Origin of the sequence: Duganella sp. CT11-25 (assembly GCF_047302815.1) — a bacterium.
Classification (GTDB): domain Bacteria; phylum Pseudomonadota; class Gammaproteobacteria; order Burkholderiales; family Burkholderiaceae_D; genus Rugamonas.
In genome coordinates this window covers 4,881,433-4,897,652 of sequence record NZ_JBKBFD010000001.1, presented here as the reverse complement: position 1 = coordinate 4,897,652, position 16,220 = coordinate 4,881,433, and the positions used below count along the sequence as shown (strand labels likewise).

The following is a 16,220-nucleotide window of genomic DNA, read 5'->3' as shown; positions in this document are numbered from 1 at the left end:
TTATGCAGCCTTTTTCTTATCGCCGGGTTGTTCGTCGCGCAGCATGCGGCGCAGGATTTTCCCGACATTGGTTTTTGGTAATTCCTCGCGGAACTCGATATATTTCGGCTTTTTATAGCCGGTGAATTGTTCCTTGCAATACGCCATCAGCTGCTCGACGGTCAGGTTCGGATCCTTGCGGACCACGAACACCTTGACGGCCTCGCCCGAATGCTCGTCCGGCACGCCGATACACGCGCACTCCAGCACGCCCGGGTGGGCCGCGATCACGCCCTCCAGCTCGTTCGGATAGACGTTAAAGCCGGACACCAGGATCATGTCCTTCTTGCGGTCGACGATCTTGACGAAGCCGCTGGCGTCCATCACGCCGACGTCGCCGGATTTGAAGTAGCCGTCCGGCGTCATCACCTTGGCCGTCTCGTCCGGCCGGTTCCAGTAGCCGGCCATCACCTGCGGGCCGCGGATCGCGATCTCGCCCGGTTCGCCCAGCGCCACTTCGTTGCCGTCGTCATCCAGGATGGCGATGTCGGTCGACGGCACCGGCAAGCCGATGGTGGCCGTGAACGTCTTGTTGTCGGCGCGGTTGCAGGTGGCCACCGGCGAGGTTTCGGACAAGCCATAGCCTTCGATGATGGACACGCCGGTGACCTTCAGCCACTTGTCGTTGACGGCCTGCTGCACCGCCATGCCGCCGCCGTTGCAGATCTTCAGCTGCGAGAAATCCAGATGGACGAAATCCGCATGGTTCAGCAACGCGTTGTACAGCGTGTTCACCGCCGGCAGCATGTTGAACTTGTACTTCGCCAGCTCCTTGATGAAGCCGCCGATGTCGCGCGGATTCGGGATCAGGATATTCAACGCGCCGACCCGGGTGCCCCACATCGCGCAACAGGTCAGCGCGAAGATGTGATACAGCGGCAGCGCGCAGACGATGGTGGTCTGCTCGCTCGATCCGCCCAGCGCCGGCTGCGACCACGCCTCGCTCTGCAGCAGGTTGGCGACGATGTTCTTGTGCGTCAGCGTCGCGCCTTTCGAGACGCCGGTCGTGCCGCCCGTGTACTGCAGGAAGGCGGGATCGGCCTCGTTCAGTTCCACCGGCGTCAACTTCATCGCGCCGCCCTGCGACAGTGCATCCTTGAAGCGCACCGCGTTCGGCAGCGAGAACGGCGGCACCATCTTCTTGACGTTGCGCACCACGAAATTGACCAGCGGGCCCTTCAGGCCGCCGAGCATCTCGCCCATGCTGGCCACCACGATGTGCTTGACCTGGGTCTTGCCCAGCACCTGCTCCAGCGTCGTCGCAAAGTTCTCCAGGATCAGGATCGCCTCGCTGCCCGAATCGTTCAGCTGGTGCTCCAGCTCGCGCGGCGTGTACAGCGGATTGATGTTGACCACCGTGTAGCCGGCGCGCAGGATGGCCGCGATCGCGATCGGGTACTGCAGCACGTTCGGCATCATGATGGCCACGCGCGCGCCCTTCTTCAGCCCGCGGCTTTGCAACCAGGCGCCGAGCCGCTTGGAATACGCGTCGACCTCGGCATAGGTGAGGAATTTGTCCATGCAGACGTAGGCGTTGCGGTCTGCAAACTTGTGGAAGGACTCTTCCAGCAGCTGCACCAGCGAGCGGTACTGACTAGTATCGATCTCGGTTTGCATGCCGGGCGGATACGACTTCAACCAGATTTTCTCCATCCTGTGCCTCTTTGTCTCGAATATTATCGTTGTAAGGTCCGGCGCACAGTGCCGGTTCAGGGTGCGGTCTTTCGTCTATGCGAAGGATCCTAGCCTACTTATGATGCGATGCTATCGGGCAGCAAGCTCGGACGCAAGCGCATTTAACCATATTTAGAACGCCCCTTCTAACGGGTTTTTATGCTGCGCCGCAGCATCAATGCGTGCCTTCCGCCGGCGCCACCGCTTCCTTGCCGGTCTCCGCGTTGAGCATTACCGGGCGACCCAGTTGATCCAACTGCTGCCGACGTTGAACTAGATCAAGAGTTGCTATTTTTTGCACTGCACCATAAAATCGCACGAACGTTCGTTCTTGCTTTAGCAGCGCGCGGAAGGCAGGCAAATAATCGTGGTAAGTTGCCACAGCACTGAGGTGAGCGTTGGTTAAGGGCTCGGCAAACCAACGGTCGTAGCCGGCGTAGCCGCCCCAGCTTTCCTTGAGTTTGGCGTAGTCCGATTTCAGGTGGGCAAAGATGCGCACCTTTTCCGCCCGCTTGTGGCGGGTGCTGGTCTTGCCGGCGTACAGGTCGGCCAGCATCTTGCGGTGGCGCACCAGCAGCTCGAGGAAATCCTGGCGCCGCGCGTTGTAGCGGATATAGCCCTCGCGCATCGGATCGGTGCCGTACAACTCCAGCCAGCGCGCCACGCCGGCCTCCTCCACCGCCGTCGCGAAGCCTTCGTTGAATTGCGAATCGCCCTGCACATACACCACCTGGTGCGCCAGCTCGTGGAACACCATGCGCGCCAGTTCGGCGTCGGAATAATTGATGAAGGTCGACAGCAGCGGATCGCTGAACCAGCCCAGCGTCGAATACGCCGGCACGCCGCCCACCTGCACGTCGTTGCCCTCCTTGCGCAGTTCATCGGCATAGGCCATCGCGTCGTCCTTGCTGTAGTAGCCGCGATAACTGACGCAGCCGGCGATCGGGAAACACCACTGGATCGGCCGCAGCGACAGTTCCGGCGTCGCCACCACGTTCCACAGCACGAAGGGCCGCGACAGGGCGGCGTAGTTCTTGTAGCTGGCGTTATCGGGCAGGCCCAGTTCCTTGACCGCGAACTTGCGTATCAACAGGGCCTTCTCCAGGCGGGCCTTGAGCTGGGGATCGGTGCTTGGATCGCCCAGCCAGTCGTCAATCGGACGGGCGTCCGACCACAGCGCATACTGGCCTTGCGCGGCCTGCATGTAGTACCTCAATTGCGCGCAACCCGCCAGCAGTAATACTGCACAGCCCGCCGCCAGCCAGTACCTGGCGCGGATGATACTGCGGACAAGATTGCGCATACATTACCTTCAAGCAGCGACTCTTTCGACTTGTACCAGTGTATCGTAAAAAGTTGGGGCGCGGCCCATATCGGTTAACTGTTGGCTGGTGACCTCATTGGCGTTCTTGCCATCCCTGGCCAGCTTTTTCCACCACACCGACAAGCCGACCACCAGCCCCGCGCGCGCCTTGTCCGTCACGCGCGCCTTGGCGATGAAGGTGCCGCGGTCATTGAAGATACGCACCATGTCGCCGTCGGCGATGGCGCGCGCCGAGGCATCGTCCGGATGGATGTCCAGGTGCGGCTCGCCCTCGGCCGAACGCAGGCTCTTGACGTTGACGAAGGTGGAGTTGAGGAAGTTGCGCGCCGGCGGAGAAATCATCGCCAGCGGATAGCGCGACGCCAGCTCCGGATTGCTGGCCACCGATTCATACGGCGGCAGATAGGTCGGCAGCGGATCGAGTCCGTCGGCTTGCATCTGCGCGGAATAGAACTCGCACTTGCCGGACGGCGTAGGGAAGCCGCCCTGCGCGAACGGCGCGTCCGGCATCGCCAGTTTTTGCCAGCCCTTGAGCTTCAGCGATTCCCAATCGAAGTGGATCGCGCGCGCGTCCTGCTTGTTGAAGGCGATGGCGGCCAGCTGGTCGTCGCTGTCCTTGAAGCACGGATCGTCGAAGCCCATCGCCGCCGCCAACAGGCGGAAGATCTCGGTGTTGGCCTTGGCCTCGCCCATCGGCGCGATGGCGGCGTTGTTGGCCATCATGTACAGGTGGCCGTAGGAGGTGTGGGCGTCGACGTGCTCCAGCTGCGTGGTGGCCGGCAGCACGATGTCGGCATAGTCGGCGGTGTCGGTCTGGAACTGCTCCAGCACCACCGTGAACAAATCCTCGCGCGCAAAGCCGGCCATCACCTTCGACGAATCGGGCGCGATCGCCACCGGGTTGGCGTTGTAGACGATCACCGCCTCGACCTCCGGCCCGAACTCCGGCGAGCTGGCGCGCAGCAGGTCGTCGCCGATGGTGGTCATGTTGATGGTGCGCGGCAGTTTCTTCAGCAGGTCGGGTCGCTGCAGGGCCGCCTTCTGGGTCGGGAAGGAACCGCTGGACGACAGCTGGATGCCGCCGGCCGCGTGGCGCCAGGCGCCCACCAGCGCCGGCAGGCAGGCGATATTGCGCACCGACATGCCGCCGCCGCGCACGCGCTGCACGCCGTAGTTGGTGCGGATCGCCACCGGCTCGCCGGCCTTGGCCATGCCGCCGTACAGGCGCGCCAGGTCGACCACTTCGGCCACCGTGATGCCGCAGGTGTCGGCGGTGCGTTCCGGGGTCCATTCGGCCGCGCGCTGTTTCAATTCCTCGAAGCCCAGCGTGTAGCTGGCGATGTAGTCGTGGTCCAGCAGGTCCTCGGCGATCAGCACATGCATCATGCCCAGCGCCAGCGCGGCGTCGGTGCCCGGCAGCAGCGCGATGTGCTGGTGGCATTTCTCCGCCGTCAGCGAACGATAGGGATCGATGGCGATCAGCCGGGCGCCGTTGCGCTTGGCTTCCTGCGCGCGGGTCCAGAAGTGCAGGTTGGAAGCGATCGGGTTGCCGCCCCAGATCAGGATCAGCCTGGCGTTCTGGAACTGCTCCATGTCGGTGCCGACCGAGCCGCCGATGGTGTACTTGTAGCCGGTGAAACCGGCCGTCGCGCAGATGGTGCGGTCCAGCAGCGAGGCGCCGATCTTGTTGAAGAAGCGCGACGACATCGACTCGCCCTGCACCAGCCCCATCGTGCCGCAGTAGCTGTATGGCAGGATCGCTTCCGGCGCCCGTTCGGCGATCGACTTGAGCCTGGCGGCGACGGTGGCCAGCGCCTCCTCCCAGCTGATGCGCTCGAAGTTGCCCTCGCCCTTTTTGCCGACGCGGCGCAGCGGGTGCAGCAAACGGTCTGCGTGGTAGGTGCGCTCGGTGTAGCGCGACACCTTGGTGCACAACACGCCGGCCGTGGTCGGGTGGTCGGGGTCGCCCTTGACGGCGGTGGCCACGCCATCCTCGACCGTCACCAGCAGCGCGCAGGTATCGGGACAGTCGAGCGGACAGGTCGCGCGAACTTGTGTGGTTGTCATCTCTCGGATCCAAAAAGCATTTACTGAAGACCGTATCGTAAACGATTCCGATCAAGCGTACTGCGCTGGCTTAACTTGTACGACAAGGGCTACAATGGCTATTCTCGATGCTTAAAAAGCAAGCGAACCCAATACTGGAGAAGCAGCATGAAACTGGTAGATCCTATTATTGCATTTCAATCCGAATTGCAGCAGATCAGGCGCGACCTGCACGCCCACCCCGAACTTTGCTACGAAGAACAGCGTACCTCCGACGTCGTCGCCGACAAGCTCAGCGAATGGGGCATCCCCGTCATTCGCGGCCTCGGCCTGACGGGCGTAGTCGGCATCATCAAGAACGGCAAGTCGCCGCGCGCCATCGGCCTGCGCGCCGACATGGACGCGCTGCCCATGCAGGAAATCAATACCTTCCCGCACGCTTCGCGCCATCCCGGCAAGATGCACGCCTGCGGCCATGACGGCCACACCGCGATGCTGCTGGGCGCGGCCAAGCACCTGGCGGAAAACCGCAACTTCGACGGCACCGTCTACCTGGTGTTCCAGCCGGCCGAGGAAGGCGGCGCCGGCGCCAAGCGCATGATCGAGGACGGCCTGTTCGAGCAATGCCCGATGGACGCCATCTACGGCATGCACAACTGGCCCGGCATCCCGGCCGGCCACATGAGCGTGGTCGAGGGGCCGATGATGGCTTCCAGTAACGAGTTCTATGTCACCGTCAAGGGCAAGGGCGCACACGCGGCCCAGCCGCACAAGGGCATCGATCCGGTGATGACGGCGGTGCAGATCGCGCAAAGCTGGCAGACCATCATCAGCCGCCAGAAGAGTCCGCTGGATACCGCCGTGCTGTCGATCACGCAGATCCATGCCGGCAGCGCCACCAACGTGATTCCCGACGAAGCGAAAATGGTCGGCACCGTGCGCACCTTCACCACGACGGTGCTGGACCTGATCGAACAGCGCATGGAAGAAATCGCCACGCACACGGCGGCCGCGTTCGGCGCCGAAGTGGAATTCAAGTTCCGCCGCAACTATCCGCCGCTGGTCAACCATCCGAAGGAAACGAAATTCGCGGTCGAGGTGATGAAGGCCGTGGTCGGCGCCGACAAGGTCGACGACAACGTCGAGCCGACCATGGGCGCGGAAGACTTCGCTTACTTCCTGCAAGCCAAGCCGGGCTGCTACATCTTCATCGGCAATGGCGAAGGCGACCACCGCGACGGCGGCCACGGCCTCGGCCCGTGCGTGCTGCATAACGGCAGCTACGACTTCAACGACAACCTGCTGCCGGTCGGCGCCAGCTTCTGGGTGCGGCTGGTGGAAACCAGCCTGCCGCAGGGTTAAGCCAGACGGTCCGGGGCGGCGCCCACGCGCTGCCCGGGATTCAGCTGCTCCAGCCCCAGCAGCGCCGCCGAATGATCGGCTTGCGGAATGGTCTTCGCCAGCGTCTGGTAGCGCGCCGTCACCAGTTCCGTCAGCGGCAAGGTCACGCCGGCCGCATCGGCCGCCGCCAGGATATTGCGCTGATCCTTCAGTTGCGTCGCCACCTTGCCGCCGGCGACGAAATTCCGCTCCAGCATGCGCTGTCCATGCACCTCCAGGATCTTGCTCTCCGCGAAACCGCCGCGTATCGCCGCGCGCATCGCCGCCGGATCCGCGCCCGCGGCCTGCGCCAGCAGCATCGCCTCGGCCACGATATTGATGGTGGCGCCGACGATCAACTGATTGCACAGCTTGGCCACCTGGCCGCTGCCGGCCGGGCCGACCAGGGTCGCGCGGCCCATCGCCGCCAGCACCGGTTCCGCCTCGGCGAAATCAGCCGCGCCGCCGCCCGCCATGATCGCCAGCGTGCCCGCCGCCGCGCCGCCGACGCCGCCGGACACCGGCGCATCGACAAAGCGCCGGCCCTGGTCCGCCAGCAGCGCATGGAAGGCCTGCGCCTCGGCCTGCTGCGTCGAGCTCATGTCCACCCATAGCGCGTCGGGCGCCAGCGCCGGCAAGGCGTCCCGCAGCACTTGGCCGACGGTGGGGCCGGCCTCCAGCATCGAAATGACGATCCGCGCATCGCGCACCGCCTCGCCCAGCGCGGCCACCGGCTGCGCGCCGGCCGCCGCCAGTGCTTCGGCCTTGGCAAAGGTACGGTTCCATACCGTCACAGGAAAACCGGCGGCCAGCAACCGGCGCACCATCGGCTCCCCCATCAAGCCAATACCCAGAAAAGCGATTCGCGTAGACAATTCCTGCTCCTGACATAATCAATTAACAGCCCGCCGGAATTTTTTCAAGAACCCCGGTACAATCTCGGCAGCCGTATAAAACTGAGATATACAGCACTAACATTGCAAGGATACTATGTTCAATAAAAAAATGATTGCGGCAGCCGCCGCGCTGCTGGCCACCCAGGTTGCGTTTGCCGATGACAAACTGGTCGACTCCGTATCGGTCGACGTCGCCGCCGGCGAACACGTGCAAATGGTGCGCTTCAGCGCCGCCAAGGATTGGGATACCAAATGGTTCCAGTCGAACGGTACCAATCTGAGCGGCTACTGGGAAGCCAGCACCGGCATCTGGCAGGAAAACCGCTACATGAACCAGCTGGGCGTAGAACACAAGCTGTGGGATATCGGCTTCACCCCGGTGTTCCGCTTCCAGAACGACAACAAGAAGGGCATCTACTACGAAGGCGGCATCGGCGTGCACCTGCTGTCCAAGCTGTACAACAACAGCGACAACCGCCTGTCGACCCACTTCCAGTTCGGCGACCACATCGCCATGGGCTATGTGTTCGACAACAACTGGGAAGCCGCGGTCAAGCTGCAGCACTTCTCGAACGGCGGCTACAAAAAGCCGAACTCGGGCGTGAACTTCCTCGAACTCAAAGTGGCCTACCACTTCTAAGAACTCCGGGGTCAGGCCTGACCCCGTTTTTTAGACGTTCGATTCGGCGACGATCTTCCAGTTCTTGCCTTCCTTGGCCCAGTACTGTTTCTTGCGCACCGCGTGGCGGTATTTGCCGACCACGGTCTGTTGCGTGAAATTGCTGACGATGACTTCTTCCTGGCTAGGCTGGCGGAAATAACTGGTATCGCTGACCTTCACCACGATCTTCTTCGCACCCGGCAGGAATTGATTCTTGGCCAGCCAGGTCGCCACATCCTCATCGGCCGCCGACTTGAAGCGCGGCGAATACAGCGCCTTCAGGCTGGCGTCGTCGCGGTTCTCGACATCGCGCCGCCAGGACTCCACCAGCGAGCTGGCCACGCGCAGGTCGCGCTCCATCTGCTCCTTGCTGACAAACTCCACCTGGTCGCCGATCAGGATCGGCGTCTTGCCGATCTCCACCGTGCGGGTCAGGAAGTTCAGGTCGTCATTGCTGACCACCACGCAGCCGTCGGTCGACAGCGGCGGACGGCTGAAGGTTTCCGGCGGCGTGCCGTGCACCCAGATGCCGGAACCGCTGCGGCCCTGCACCTTGTCCCAGTCGTTCGGATAATCCAGCGGCAGCGCGCCCTTGCCATACATGTCGGGCAGCTTGATGCCGGGCAGATGGCCGATGATGTAGTACACGCCGACCGGCGTGCGCATATCGCCTTCCTTGAGCTTGTTGATGCCCAGCTTGCCCTGGCTGACGTAGAAGTCCTGCAGCAGGCGCAGCTGGTCGTTGCGGTTCTCGTACAAATACAGGCGCGAATGCTTGGCGTCGACGATCAGCGCATGCCGCTGGTCCTTGCGCATCTGCAGCAGCGCGCGCGGCAACAGCGCCTCGGAGGGACGGCCGGGCTCTGCCTGCAAGCGCACCGCCGCCTCGCGGCGCAGGTCCGCCAGCTTGCCGTCCGAGCCCGGCGGCACGGCGGCGCCCAGCATCGTCACCGAGCGGGTATGCATCAGCAGGATGTCGCCGCGCACCAGGTGACCCAGGCGGAAACTCGGATAGGCCTCGACCAACGCATCGGCCTTTTTCTGGGCCACGCGCAGGTTGTTCTGCGACAGCTCTTTGTAGATGTCGGAGAGTTGCTCCTCCGGGCCGGCTTTACGGACGGCTTGCGCCCGTACCGGCTTTTTTGCGGCGTAACTGGCCTCCCCTCCCAATAAACTGAGAAGAACCGCGCACAGCACGCTGCCGGCGCGCCATCGTTGCATAAATCTAAAGTATGACATCAGCTACCCGAGGACTCCTGCTTGATCTGCCATTTTCCACCATTTCTGATCAGCACGAGCGTCTTCCGGCTTCTGGCCGTCAGGCGGTCCGACTCATAGGTCTGGCGGAAAGTCACTTTCGCCGTGTTCCCGTTCACCACCACTTCAGGCGAGCCCACTTCCACGCGGATGCGGCCCTTGCCTTCGATACGGGCGCGACGTTCGTCCGCCCACGCCTTGCGCGACAAGCCCTTCGGCGGCTCGAACTGCTGGCTGTAGTAGCCCAGGTAGGAATCGACGTTTTGGGCGGTCCAGGCCTTGGCCCAGCCGTTTACTTGCGCCATGACCTCATCGCGCTCGGACGTGTCCGGCTTGGCCGGCTTAGGCGGCTCCACCTTGACTGGTTTCGCCGGCTCGGCCTTGGCGACGACAACCGGCGCCGGCTTGGCCGGTGCGGCGGCGACCGGCGCTGGCGCAGGAACGGGCGCAGGCGCGACCTTGACCGGTGCGGGCACAGGCGCCGGCACGGGCGCTGCGGCAATCTTGACTGGCGCTGGCGCGGGTGCCGGAACCGGCGTCGGCAGCGGCTTGGCCGCCAGCGGCGCTGGCGTTGGCGCAGCTACGGGCGCAGCTGCCAATTTAGGCGGAGCGGGCGGCGGCGGCGATACCGACAGTGCCGGGATGCGTTGCGGCGCATTCGGTTGTGCGGAGGCCGGCGGAATCTTCGAAATCAAAGGCGGTTGCGTGCTGGCGACAGCCGGACGGGCGGGCACCGATGCAGCCACCGCAGCCACCGAGGTCTCCGGCGCGGCGCTCTTGGCGCCGGTGCTGCTGGAGAACGTACGCAGCAAGGTCAGCTTGGACTGCGCCGGCGCATTGTTGGCACCCAGCGCCAACGCCTTGTCATACGCCTGGCTGGCCATCTTGCCGTAGATGTCGCCCAGGTTCTCGTAGGCGGTCATATAGCTCGGATTCGTACGGATGGCTTTTTCCAGCGTCACCCGCGCCTTGTCGTAATCACCCTTGGCCGCATACAGCACGGCCAGGTTGTTATACGGTTCCGGCAAATCCTTGTAATCTTCGGTCAGCTTGCTGAAGATGGCGATGGCCTCTTCCGACTTGCCCTGCTCCGCCAACAACACGCCCCTCATGAAGCGCATCTGCGGATCGGCCGGGTGTTTGGCCAGGTACTCATTGGTTTTGTTCAGTGCTTCGACCACCTTGCCGGACTTGGCCAGCTTGCTGACGTCGGCCAGTTCATCGGCACGGGCCGGCGACCAGATCAGGATGGATGCAACGACGCCCGCGGACGCCAGGGCGCGATACAGCATTGGTTGGGCTGTTTTATTTTTCATTGAGGTTTGAAGCATGCGCGAAAGGACACATGGTACACCTTTAGTTTCCACAGATCAAAAGCAAAGGTGTATCTAAAATGTCGCGTAGCTTTTTGATACTGCAAATAAATTTTAGACGCAAAAAAGCCCCGACCGGATCACCGGAAGGGGCTTTTTCTAATAACTAGCTTGACGATAACCTACTTTCACACTGGTTGCAGCACTATCATCGGCGCAGAGTTGTTTCACGGTCCTGTTCGGGATGGGAAGGGGTGGGACCAACTTGCTATGGTCATCAAGCTTTGACTTGTACAGGCGTCGCGTCTTTTTCCGCGCCGCCAAGAATCTGGAGGAAGTATTATAAACGATTTATATCGTTTATGCAGTAAATTTGTTTGGTAATGAAGTTGTATCAACGAACGTTCCAACGTACTTCTCATTCTCTATACCCTGCTAAGGTTATAGGGACAAGCCGTACGGGCAATTAGTATCAGTTAGCTTAATGCATTACTGCACTTCCACACCTGACCTATCAACGTCCTGGTCTCGAACGACCCTTCAAAGAGCTCAAGGCTCTGGGAAATCTCATCTCAAGGCAAGTTTCCCGCTTAGATGCTTTCAGCGGTTATCTCTTCCAGACTTAGCTACCCGGCAATGCCACTGGCGTGACAACCGGTACACCAGAGGTCTGTCCACTCCGGTCCTCTCGTACTAGGAGCAGCCCCCTTCAAATTTCCAACGCCCACGGCAGATAGGGACCAAACTGTCTCACGACGTTTTAAACCCAGCTCACGTACCACTTTAAATGGCGAACAGCCATACCCTTGGGACCGGCTACAGCCCCAGGATGTGATGAGCCGACATCGAGGTGCCAAACTCCCCCGTCGATATGAACTCTTGGGAGGAATCAGCCTGTTATCCCCAGAGTACCTTTTATCCGTTGAGCGATGGCCCTTCCATACAGAACCACCGGATCACTATGTCCTACTTTCGTACCTGCTCGACTTGTCAGTCTCGCAGTTAAGCACGCTTATGCCATTGCACTATTAGCACGATGTCCGACCGTACCTAGCGTACCTTCGAACTCCTCCGTTACACTTTAGGAGGAGACCGCCCCAGTCAAACTGCCTACCATGCACTGTCCCCGACCCGGATAACGGGCCAAGGTTAGAACCTCAAATGAACCAGGGTGGTATTTCAAGGTTGGCTCCACGAGAACTGGCGTCCCCGCTTCAAAGCCTCCCACCTATCCTACACAGATTGATTCAAAGTCCAATGCAAAGCTACAGTAAAGGTTCATGGGGTCTTTCCGTCTAGCCGCGGGTAGATTGCATCATCACAAACACTTCAACTTCGCTGAGTCTCGGGAGGAGACAGTGTGGCCATCGTTACGCCATTCGTGCAGGTCGGAACTTACCCGACAAGGAATTTCGCTACCTTAGGACCGTTATAGTTACGGCCGCCGTTTACTGGGACTTCAATCAAGAGCTTGCACCCCATCATTTAATCTTCCAGCACCGGGCAGGCGTCACACCCTATACGTCCACTTTCGTGTTTGCAGAGTGCTGTGTTTTTATTAAACAGTCGCAGCCACCAGTTTATTGCAACCCGTTCACCCTTCTGGCGCAAGCCAGTCAAGCTACAAGGGCGTACCTTTTCCCGAAGTTACGGTACCAATTTGCCGAGTTCCTTCTCCCGAGTTCTCTCAAGCGCCTTAGAATACTCATCTCGCCCACCTGTGTCGGTTTGCGGTACGGTCTCGTATGACTGAAGCTTAGAGGCTTTTCTTGGAACCACTTCCGATTGCTTCAGCACCTAAGTGCCTCGTCCCAGTCCCTTGAATCCCGCGCCCGGATTTGCCTAAGCGCCTTCTATGAACCAGAAACTGCCTATTCCAACAGGCAGACAACCTTCCGCGATCCGTCCCCCCATCGCATCATACGACGGTGCAGGAATATTAACCTGCTTCCCATCAGCTACGCATCTCTGCCTCGCCTTAGGGGCCGACTCACCCTGCTCCGATGAACGTTGAACAGGAAACCTTGGGCTTACGGCGTGGGGGCTTTTCACCCCCATTATCGCTACTCATGTCAGCATTCGCACTTCTGATACCTCCAGCATCCTTTACAAGACACCTTCGCAGGCTTACAGAACGCTCTCCTACCATATGCTTACGCATATCCGCAGCTTCGGTGACTGGCTTAGCCCCGTTACATCTTCCGCGCAGGACGACTCGATCAGTGAGCTATTACGCTTTCTTTAAATGATGGCTGCTTCTAAGCCAACATCCTGACTGTTTTAGCCTTCCCACTTCGTTTTCCACTTAGCCAATCTTTGGGACCTTAGCTGGCGGTCTGGGTTGTTTCCCTCTTGACGCCGGACGTTAGCACCCGACGTCTGTCTCCCAAGCTCGCACTCATCGGTATTCGGAGTTTGCAATGGTTTGGTAAGTCGCGATGACCCCCTAGCCATAACAGTGCTCTACCCCCGATGGTGATACTTGAGGCACTACCTAAATAGTTTTCGGAGAGAACCAGCTATTTCCAAGTTTGTTTAGCCTTTCACCCCTACCCACAGCTCATCCCCTAATTTTTCAACATTAGTGGGTTCGGACCTCCAGTGCGTGTTACCGCACCTTCATCCTGGCCATGAGTAGATCACTTGGTTTCGGGTCTACACCCAGCGACTATCGCCCTGTTCGGACTCGATTTCTCTACGGCTTCCCTATATGGTTAACCTTGCCACTGAATGTAAGTCGCTGACCCATTATACAAAAGGTACGCAGTCACGGAACAAGTCCGCTCCTACTGTTTGTATGCACACGGTTTCAGGATCTATTTCACTCCCCTCCCGGGGTTCTTTTCGCCTTTCCCTCACGGTACTGGTTCACTATCGGTCGATTACGAGTATTTAGCCTTGGAGGATGGTCCCCCCATATTCAGACAGGATTTCTCGTGTCCCGCCCTACTTGTCGTACGCTTAGTTCCACACATCGCATTTCACATACGGGGCTATCACCCGCTATGGCTCCAATTTCCAGTGGATTCTGTTATGCGTCATGCTAAAACGTACAGGCTCTTCCCATTTCGCTCGCCACTACTTTGGGAATCTCGGTTGATTTATTTTCCTGCAGCTACTTAGATGTTTCAGTTCGCCGCGTTCGCTTTGCATGCCTATGTATTCAGCATGCAATGACCCAAAGGGCCGGGTTTCCCCATTCGGAAATCTGCGGATCAAAGCTTGTTTGCTAGCTCCCCGCAGCTTATCGCAAGCTACTACGTCCTTCATCGCCTGTAATCGCCAAGGCATCCACCATGTGCACTTATTCACTTGTCCCTATAACGTTAGCCCCTGCGACTAAACAAGGAGCGTTTATAGGAATAAGAAGTACTACGTTGTTGCGTTTGTTGATACATACAATCATTACCCATCGCACCACCTGTCGGTGTTGCGATCAATAAAAATTTACTTACTTCTTCCAGATTGTTAAAGAACGAGAACTGCTCTTACCTAAACCTGATCGGCTTACGTAAAAGCATTTGGTGGAGGATGACGGGATCGAACCGACGACCCCCTGCTTGCAAAGCAGGTGCTCTCCCAGCTGAGCTAATCCCCCCAATGGGTACCACTGGTAGGGCTGGTTGGACTCGAACCAACGACCCCCGCGTTATCAACACGGTGCTCTAACCAGCTGAGCTACAGCCCCAATATTGCTGTTCTCTTCTATATTGACAGTCGATAAGTGTGAACGCTTGATGAATGATGATTTGCATCATCGTGCGACTCTAGAAAGGAGGTGATCCAGCCGCACCTTCCGATACGGCTACCTTGTTACGACTTCACCCCAGTCACGAATCCTACCGTGGTAAGCGCCCTCCTTGCGGTTAAGCTACCTACTTCTGGTAAAACCCGCTCCCATGGTGTGACGGGCGGTGTGTACAAGACCCGGGAACGTATTCACCGCGACATGCTGATCCGCGATTACTAGCGATTCCAACTTCATGCAGTCGAGTTGCAGACTACAATCCGGACTACGATACACTTTCTGGGATTAGCTCCCCCTCGCGGGTTGGCGGCCCTCTGTATGTACCATTGTATGACGTGTGAAGCCCTACCCATAAGGGCCATGAGGACTTGACGTCATCCCCACCTTCCTCCGGTTTGTCACCGGCAGTCTCATTAGAGTGCCCTTTCGTAGCAACTAATGACAAGGGTTGCGCTCGTTGCGGGACTTAACCCAACATCTCACGACACGAGCTGACGACAGCCATGCAGCACCTGTGTAATGGTTCCCTTTCGGGCACTCCCCAATCTCTCGGGGATTCCATCCATGTCAAGGGTAGGTAAGGTTTTTCGCGTTGCATCGAATTAATCCACATCATCCACCGCTTGTGCGGGTCCCCGTCAATTCCTTTGAGTTTTAATCTTGCGACCGTACTCCCCAGGCGGTCTACTTCACGCGTTAGCTGCGTTACCAAGTCAATTAAGACCCGACAACTAGTAGACATCGTTTAGGGCGTGGACTACCAGGGTATCTAATCCTGTTTGCTCCCCACGCTTTCGTGCATGAGCGTCAGTTTTGACCCAGGGGGCTGCCTTCGCCATCGGTGTTCCTCCACATATCTACGCATTTCACTGCTACACGTGGAATTCTACCCCCCTCTGCCAAACTCTAGCCTTGCAGTCTCCATCGCCATTCCCAGGTTGAGCCCGGGGATTTCACGACAGACTTACAAAACCGCCTGCGCACGCTTTACGCCCAGTAATTCCGATTAACGCTTGCACCCTACGTATTACCGCGGCTGCTGGCACGTAGTTAGCCGGTGCTTATTCTTCAGGTACCGTCATTAGCAGGGGATATTAGCCCCCACCGTTTCTTCCCTGACAAAAGAGCTTTACAACCCGAAGGCCTTCTTCACTCACGCGGCATTGCTGGATCAGGCTTGCGCCCATTGTCCAAAATTCCCCACTGCTGCCTCCCGTAGGAGTCTGGACCGTGTCTCAGTTCCAGTGTGGCTGGTCGTCCTCTCAGACCAGCTACTGATCGATGCCTTGGTGGGCCTTTACCCCACCAACTAGCTAATCAGATATCGGCCGCTCCAGGAGCACAAGGCCCGAAGGTCCCCTGCTTTCATCCTTAGATCGTATGCGGTATTAGCGTAACTTTCGCTACGTTATCCCCCACTCCAGGGTACGTTCCGATATATTACTCACCCGTTCGCCACTCGCCGCCAGGTTGCCCCGCGCTGCCGTTCGACTTGCATGTGTAAGGCATGCCGCCAGCGTTCAATCTGAGCCAGGATCAAACTCTTCAGTTTAATCTCTGTTTATTTGACACTTTCGTGTCACCGTCTTTCGACGGGTCGCTCACTCAAAATACTGACAGGCCACTACTTGCGTAGCGCCTATTTCATTACTTCTTGTGAACATTTGATATTTTAAGTATCGCGGAACCGAAGCTCCGCGTGCACTCTCATCAAACGTCCACACTTATCGACTGTTAATTTTTAAAGAACTCAATTCGGTACTGCTTGCTGAAGAAGCGTTGTGTTCATCAGCGAAGAGGCAAGATTATGAGGCGTTTCGTACATCTCGTCAAGCTCTTCTTTTTCCTCGCTCACTTCGCATTTGCATGCACCGTTTTGCGG

Annotated in this window: 8 protein-coding genes, 2 tRNA genes and 3 rRNA genes; 2 read left to right on the top strand and 11 right to left on the bottom strand. The window is 59.0% G+C overall.

Going from position 1 to position 16,220, the window contains the following annotated elements:
- The 3 genes from ACEN9F_RS20985 to ACEN9F_RS20975 form a co-directional block, all read right to left on the bottom strand.
- Positions 1–1,692 (bottom strand): long-chain-fatty-acid--CoA ligase, encoded by a 1,692-nt coding sequence (locus ACEN9F_RS20985; RefSeq protein ID WP_413422948.1) that lies wholly within the window; start codon positions 1,690–1,692, stop codon positions 1–3.
- Between the two features lie 196 nt (positions 1,693–1,888).
- On the bottom strand, positions 1,889–3,016 hold the full coding sequence (locus tag ACEN9F_RS20980; RefSeq protein ID WP_413422946.1) for an aminopeptidase: 1,128 nt from the start codon (positions 3,014–3,016) through the stop codon (positions 1,889–1,891).
- A 9-nt stretch (positions 3,017–3,025) separates the two neighbouring features.
- Complete coding sequence (locus ACEN9F_RS20975) at positions 3,026–5,104, bottom strand: molybdopterin-dependent oxidoreductase (protein ID WP_413422944.1); 2,079 nt, start codon at positions 5,102–5,104, stop codon at positions 3,026–3,028.
- A 147-nt stretch (positions 5,105–5,251) separates the two neighbouring features.
- Here ACEN9F_RS20975 and ACEN9F_RS20970 point away from each other — a divergent pair, with 147 nt between their 5' ends.
- A complete protein-coding gene (locus ACEN9F_RS20970) occupies positions 5,252–6,445 on the top strand; it encodes a M20 aminoacylase family protein (RefSeq protein WP_413422943.1) in 1,194 nt (397 codons plus the stop codon).
- On the opposite strand, the gene ACEN9F_RS20965 is transcribed toward ACEN9F_RS20970, so the two are convergent.
- Positions 6,442–7,338: an NAD(P)-dependent oxidoreductase gene (locus ACEN9F_RS20965; RefSeq protein ID WP_413422941.1), complete on the bottom strand. Its 897-nt coding sequence runs from the start codon at positions 7,336–7,338 to the stop codon at positions 6,442–6,444. The two genes, ACEN9F_RS20970 and ACEN9F_RS20965, sit on opposite strands and share 4 nt — an antisense overlap.
- Positions 7,339–7,453: 115 nt before the next feature.
- On the opposite strand from ACEN9F_RS20965, the gene ACEN9F_RS20960 reads away from it, so the two are divergent.
- Positions 7,454–7,999 (top strand): acyloxyacyl hydrolase, encoded by a 546-nt coding sequence (locus ACEN9F_RS20960; protein WP_413422939.1) that lies wholly within the window; start codon positions 7,454–7,456, stop codon positions 7,997–7,999.
- Positions 8,000–8,029: 30 nt separating this feature from the next.
- Here the strand turns inward: ACEN9F_RS20960 and ACEN9F_RS20955 are convergent, their stop codons facing one another.
- The 7 genes from ACEN9F_RS20955 to ACEN9F_RS20925 form a co-directional block, all read right to left on the bottom strand.
- On the bottom strand, positions 8,030–9,241 hold the full coding sequence (locus tag ACEN9F_RS20955) for a L,D-transpeptidase family protein (protein ID WP_413422937.1): 1,212 nt from the start codon (positions 9,239–9,241) through the stop codon (positions 8,030–8,032).
- A gap of 17 nt (positions 9,242–9,258) precedes the next feature.
- Entirely contained in the window at positions 9,259–10,569 is a 1,311-nt protein-coding gene (locus tag ACEN9F_RS20950; protein ID WP_413422935.1) for a tetratricopeptide repeat protein, read from the bottom strand.
- A gap of 190 nt (positions 10,570–10,759) precedes the next feature.
- Positions 10,760–10,872: ribosomal RNA gene (rrf, locus tag ACEN9F_RS20945) — 5S ribosomal RNA — on the bottom strand.
- Positions 10,873–11,035: 163 nt separating this feature from the next.
- Positions 11,036–13,908 (bottom strand): 23S ribosomal RNA (locus tag ACEN9F_RS20940).
- Positions 13,909–14,112: 204 nt separating this feature from the next.
- Positions 14,113–14,188: transfer RNA gene (locus ACEN9F_RS20935), tRNA-Ala, on the bottom strand.
- Positions 14,189–14,201: 13 nt separating this feature from the next.
- A tRNA-Ile gene (locus ACEN9F_RS20930) sits at positions 14,202–14,278 on the bottom strand.
- Between the two features lie 83 nt (positions 14,279–14,361).
- Positions 14,362–15,890 (bottom strand): 16S ribosomal RNA (locus tag ACEN9F_RS20925).
- Together the 16S, 23S and 5S rRNA genes with 2 tRNA genes alongside form the textbook arrangement of a ribosomal RNA operon.
- Between the last annotated feature and the right edge of the window lie 330 nt (positions 15,891–16,220).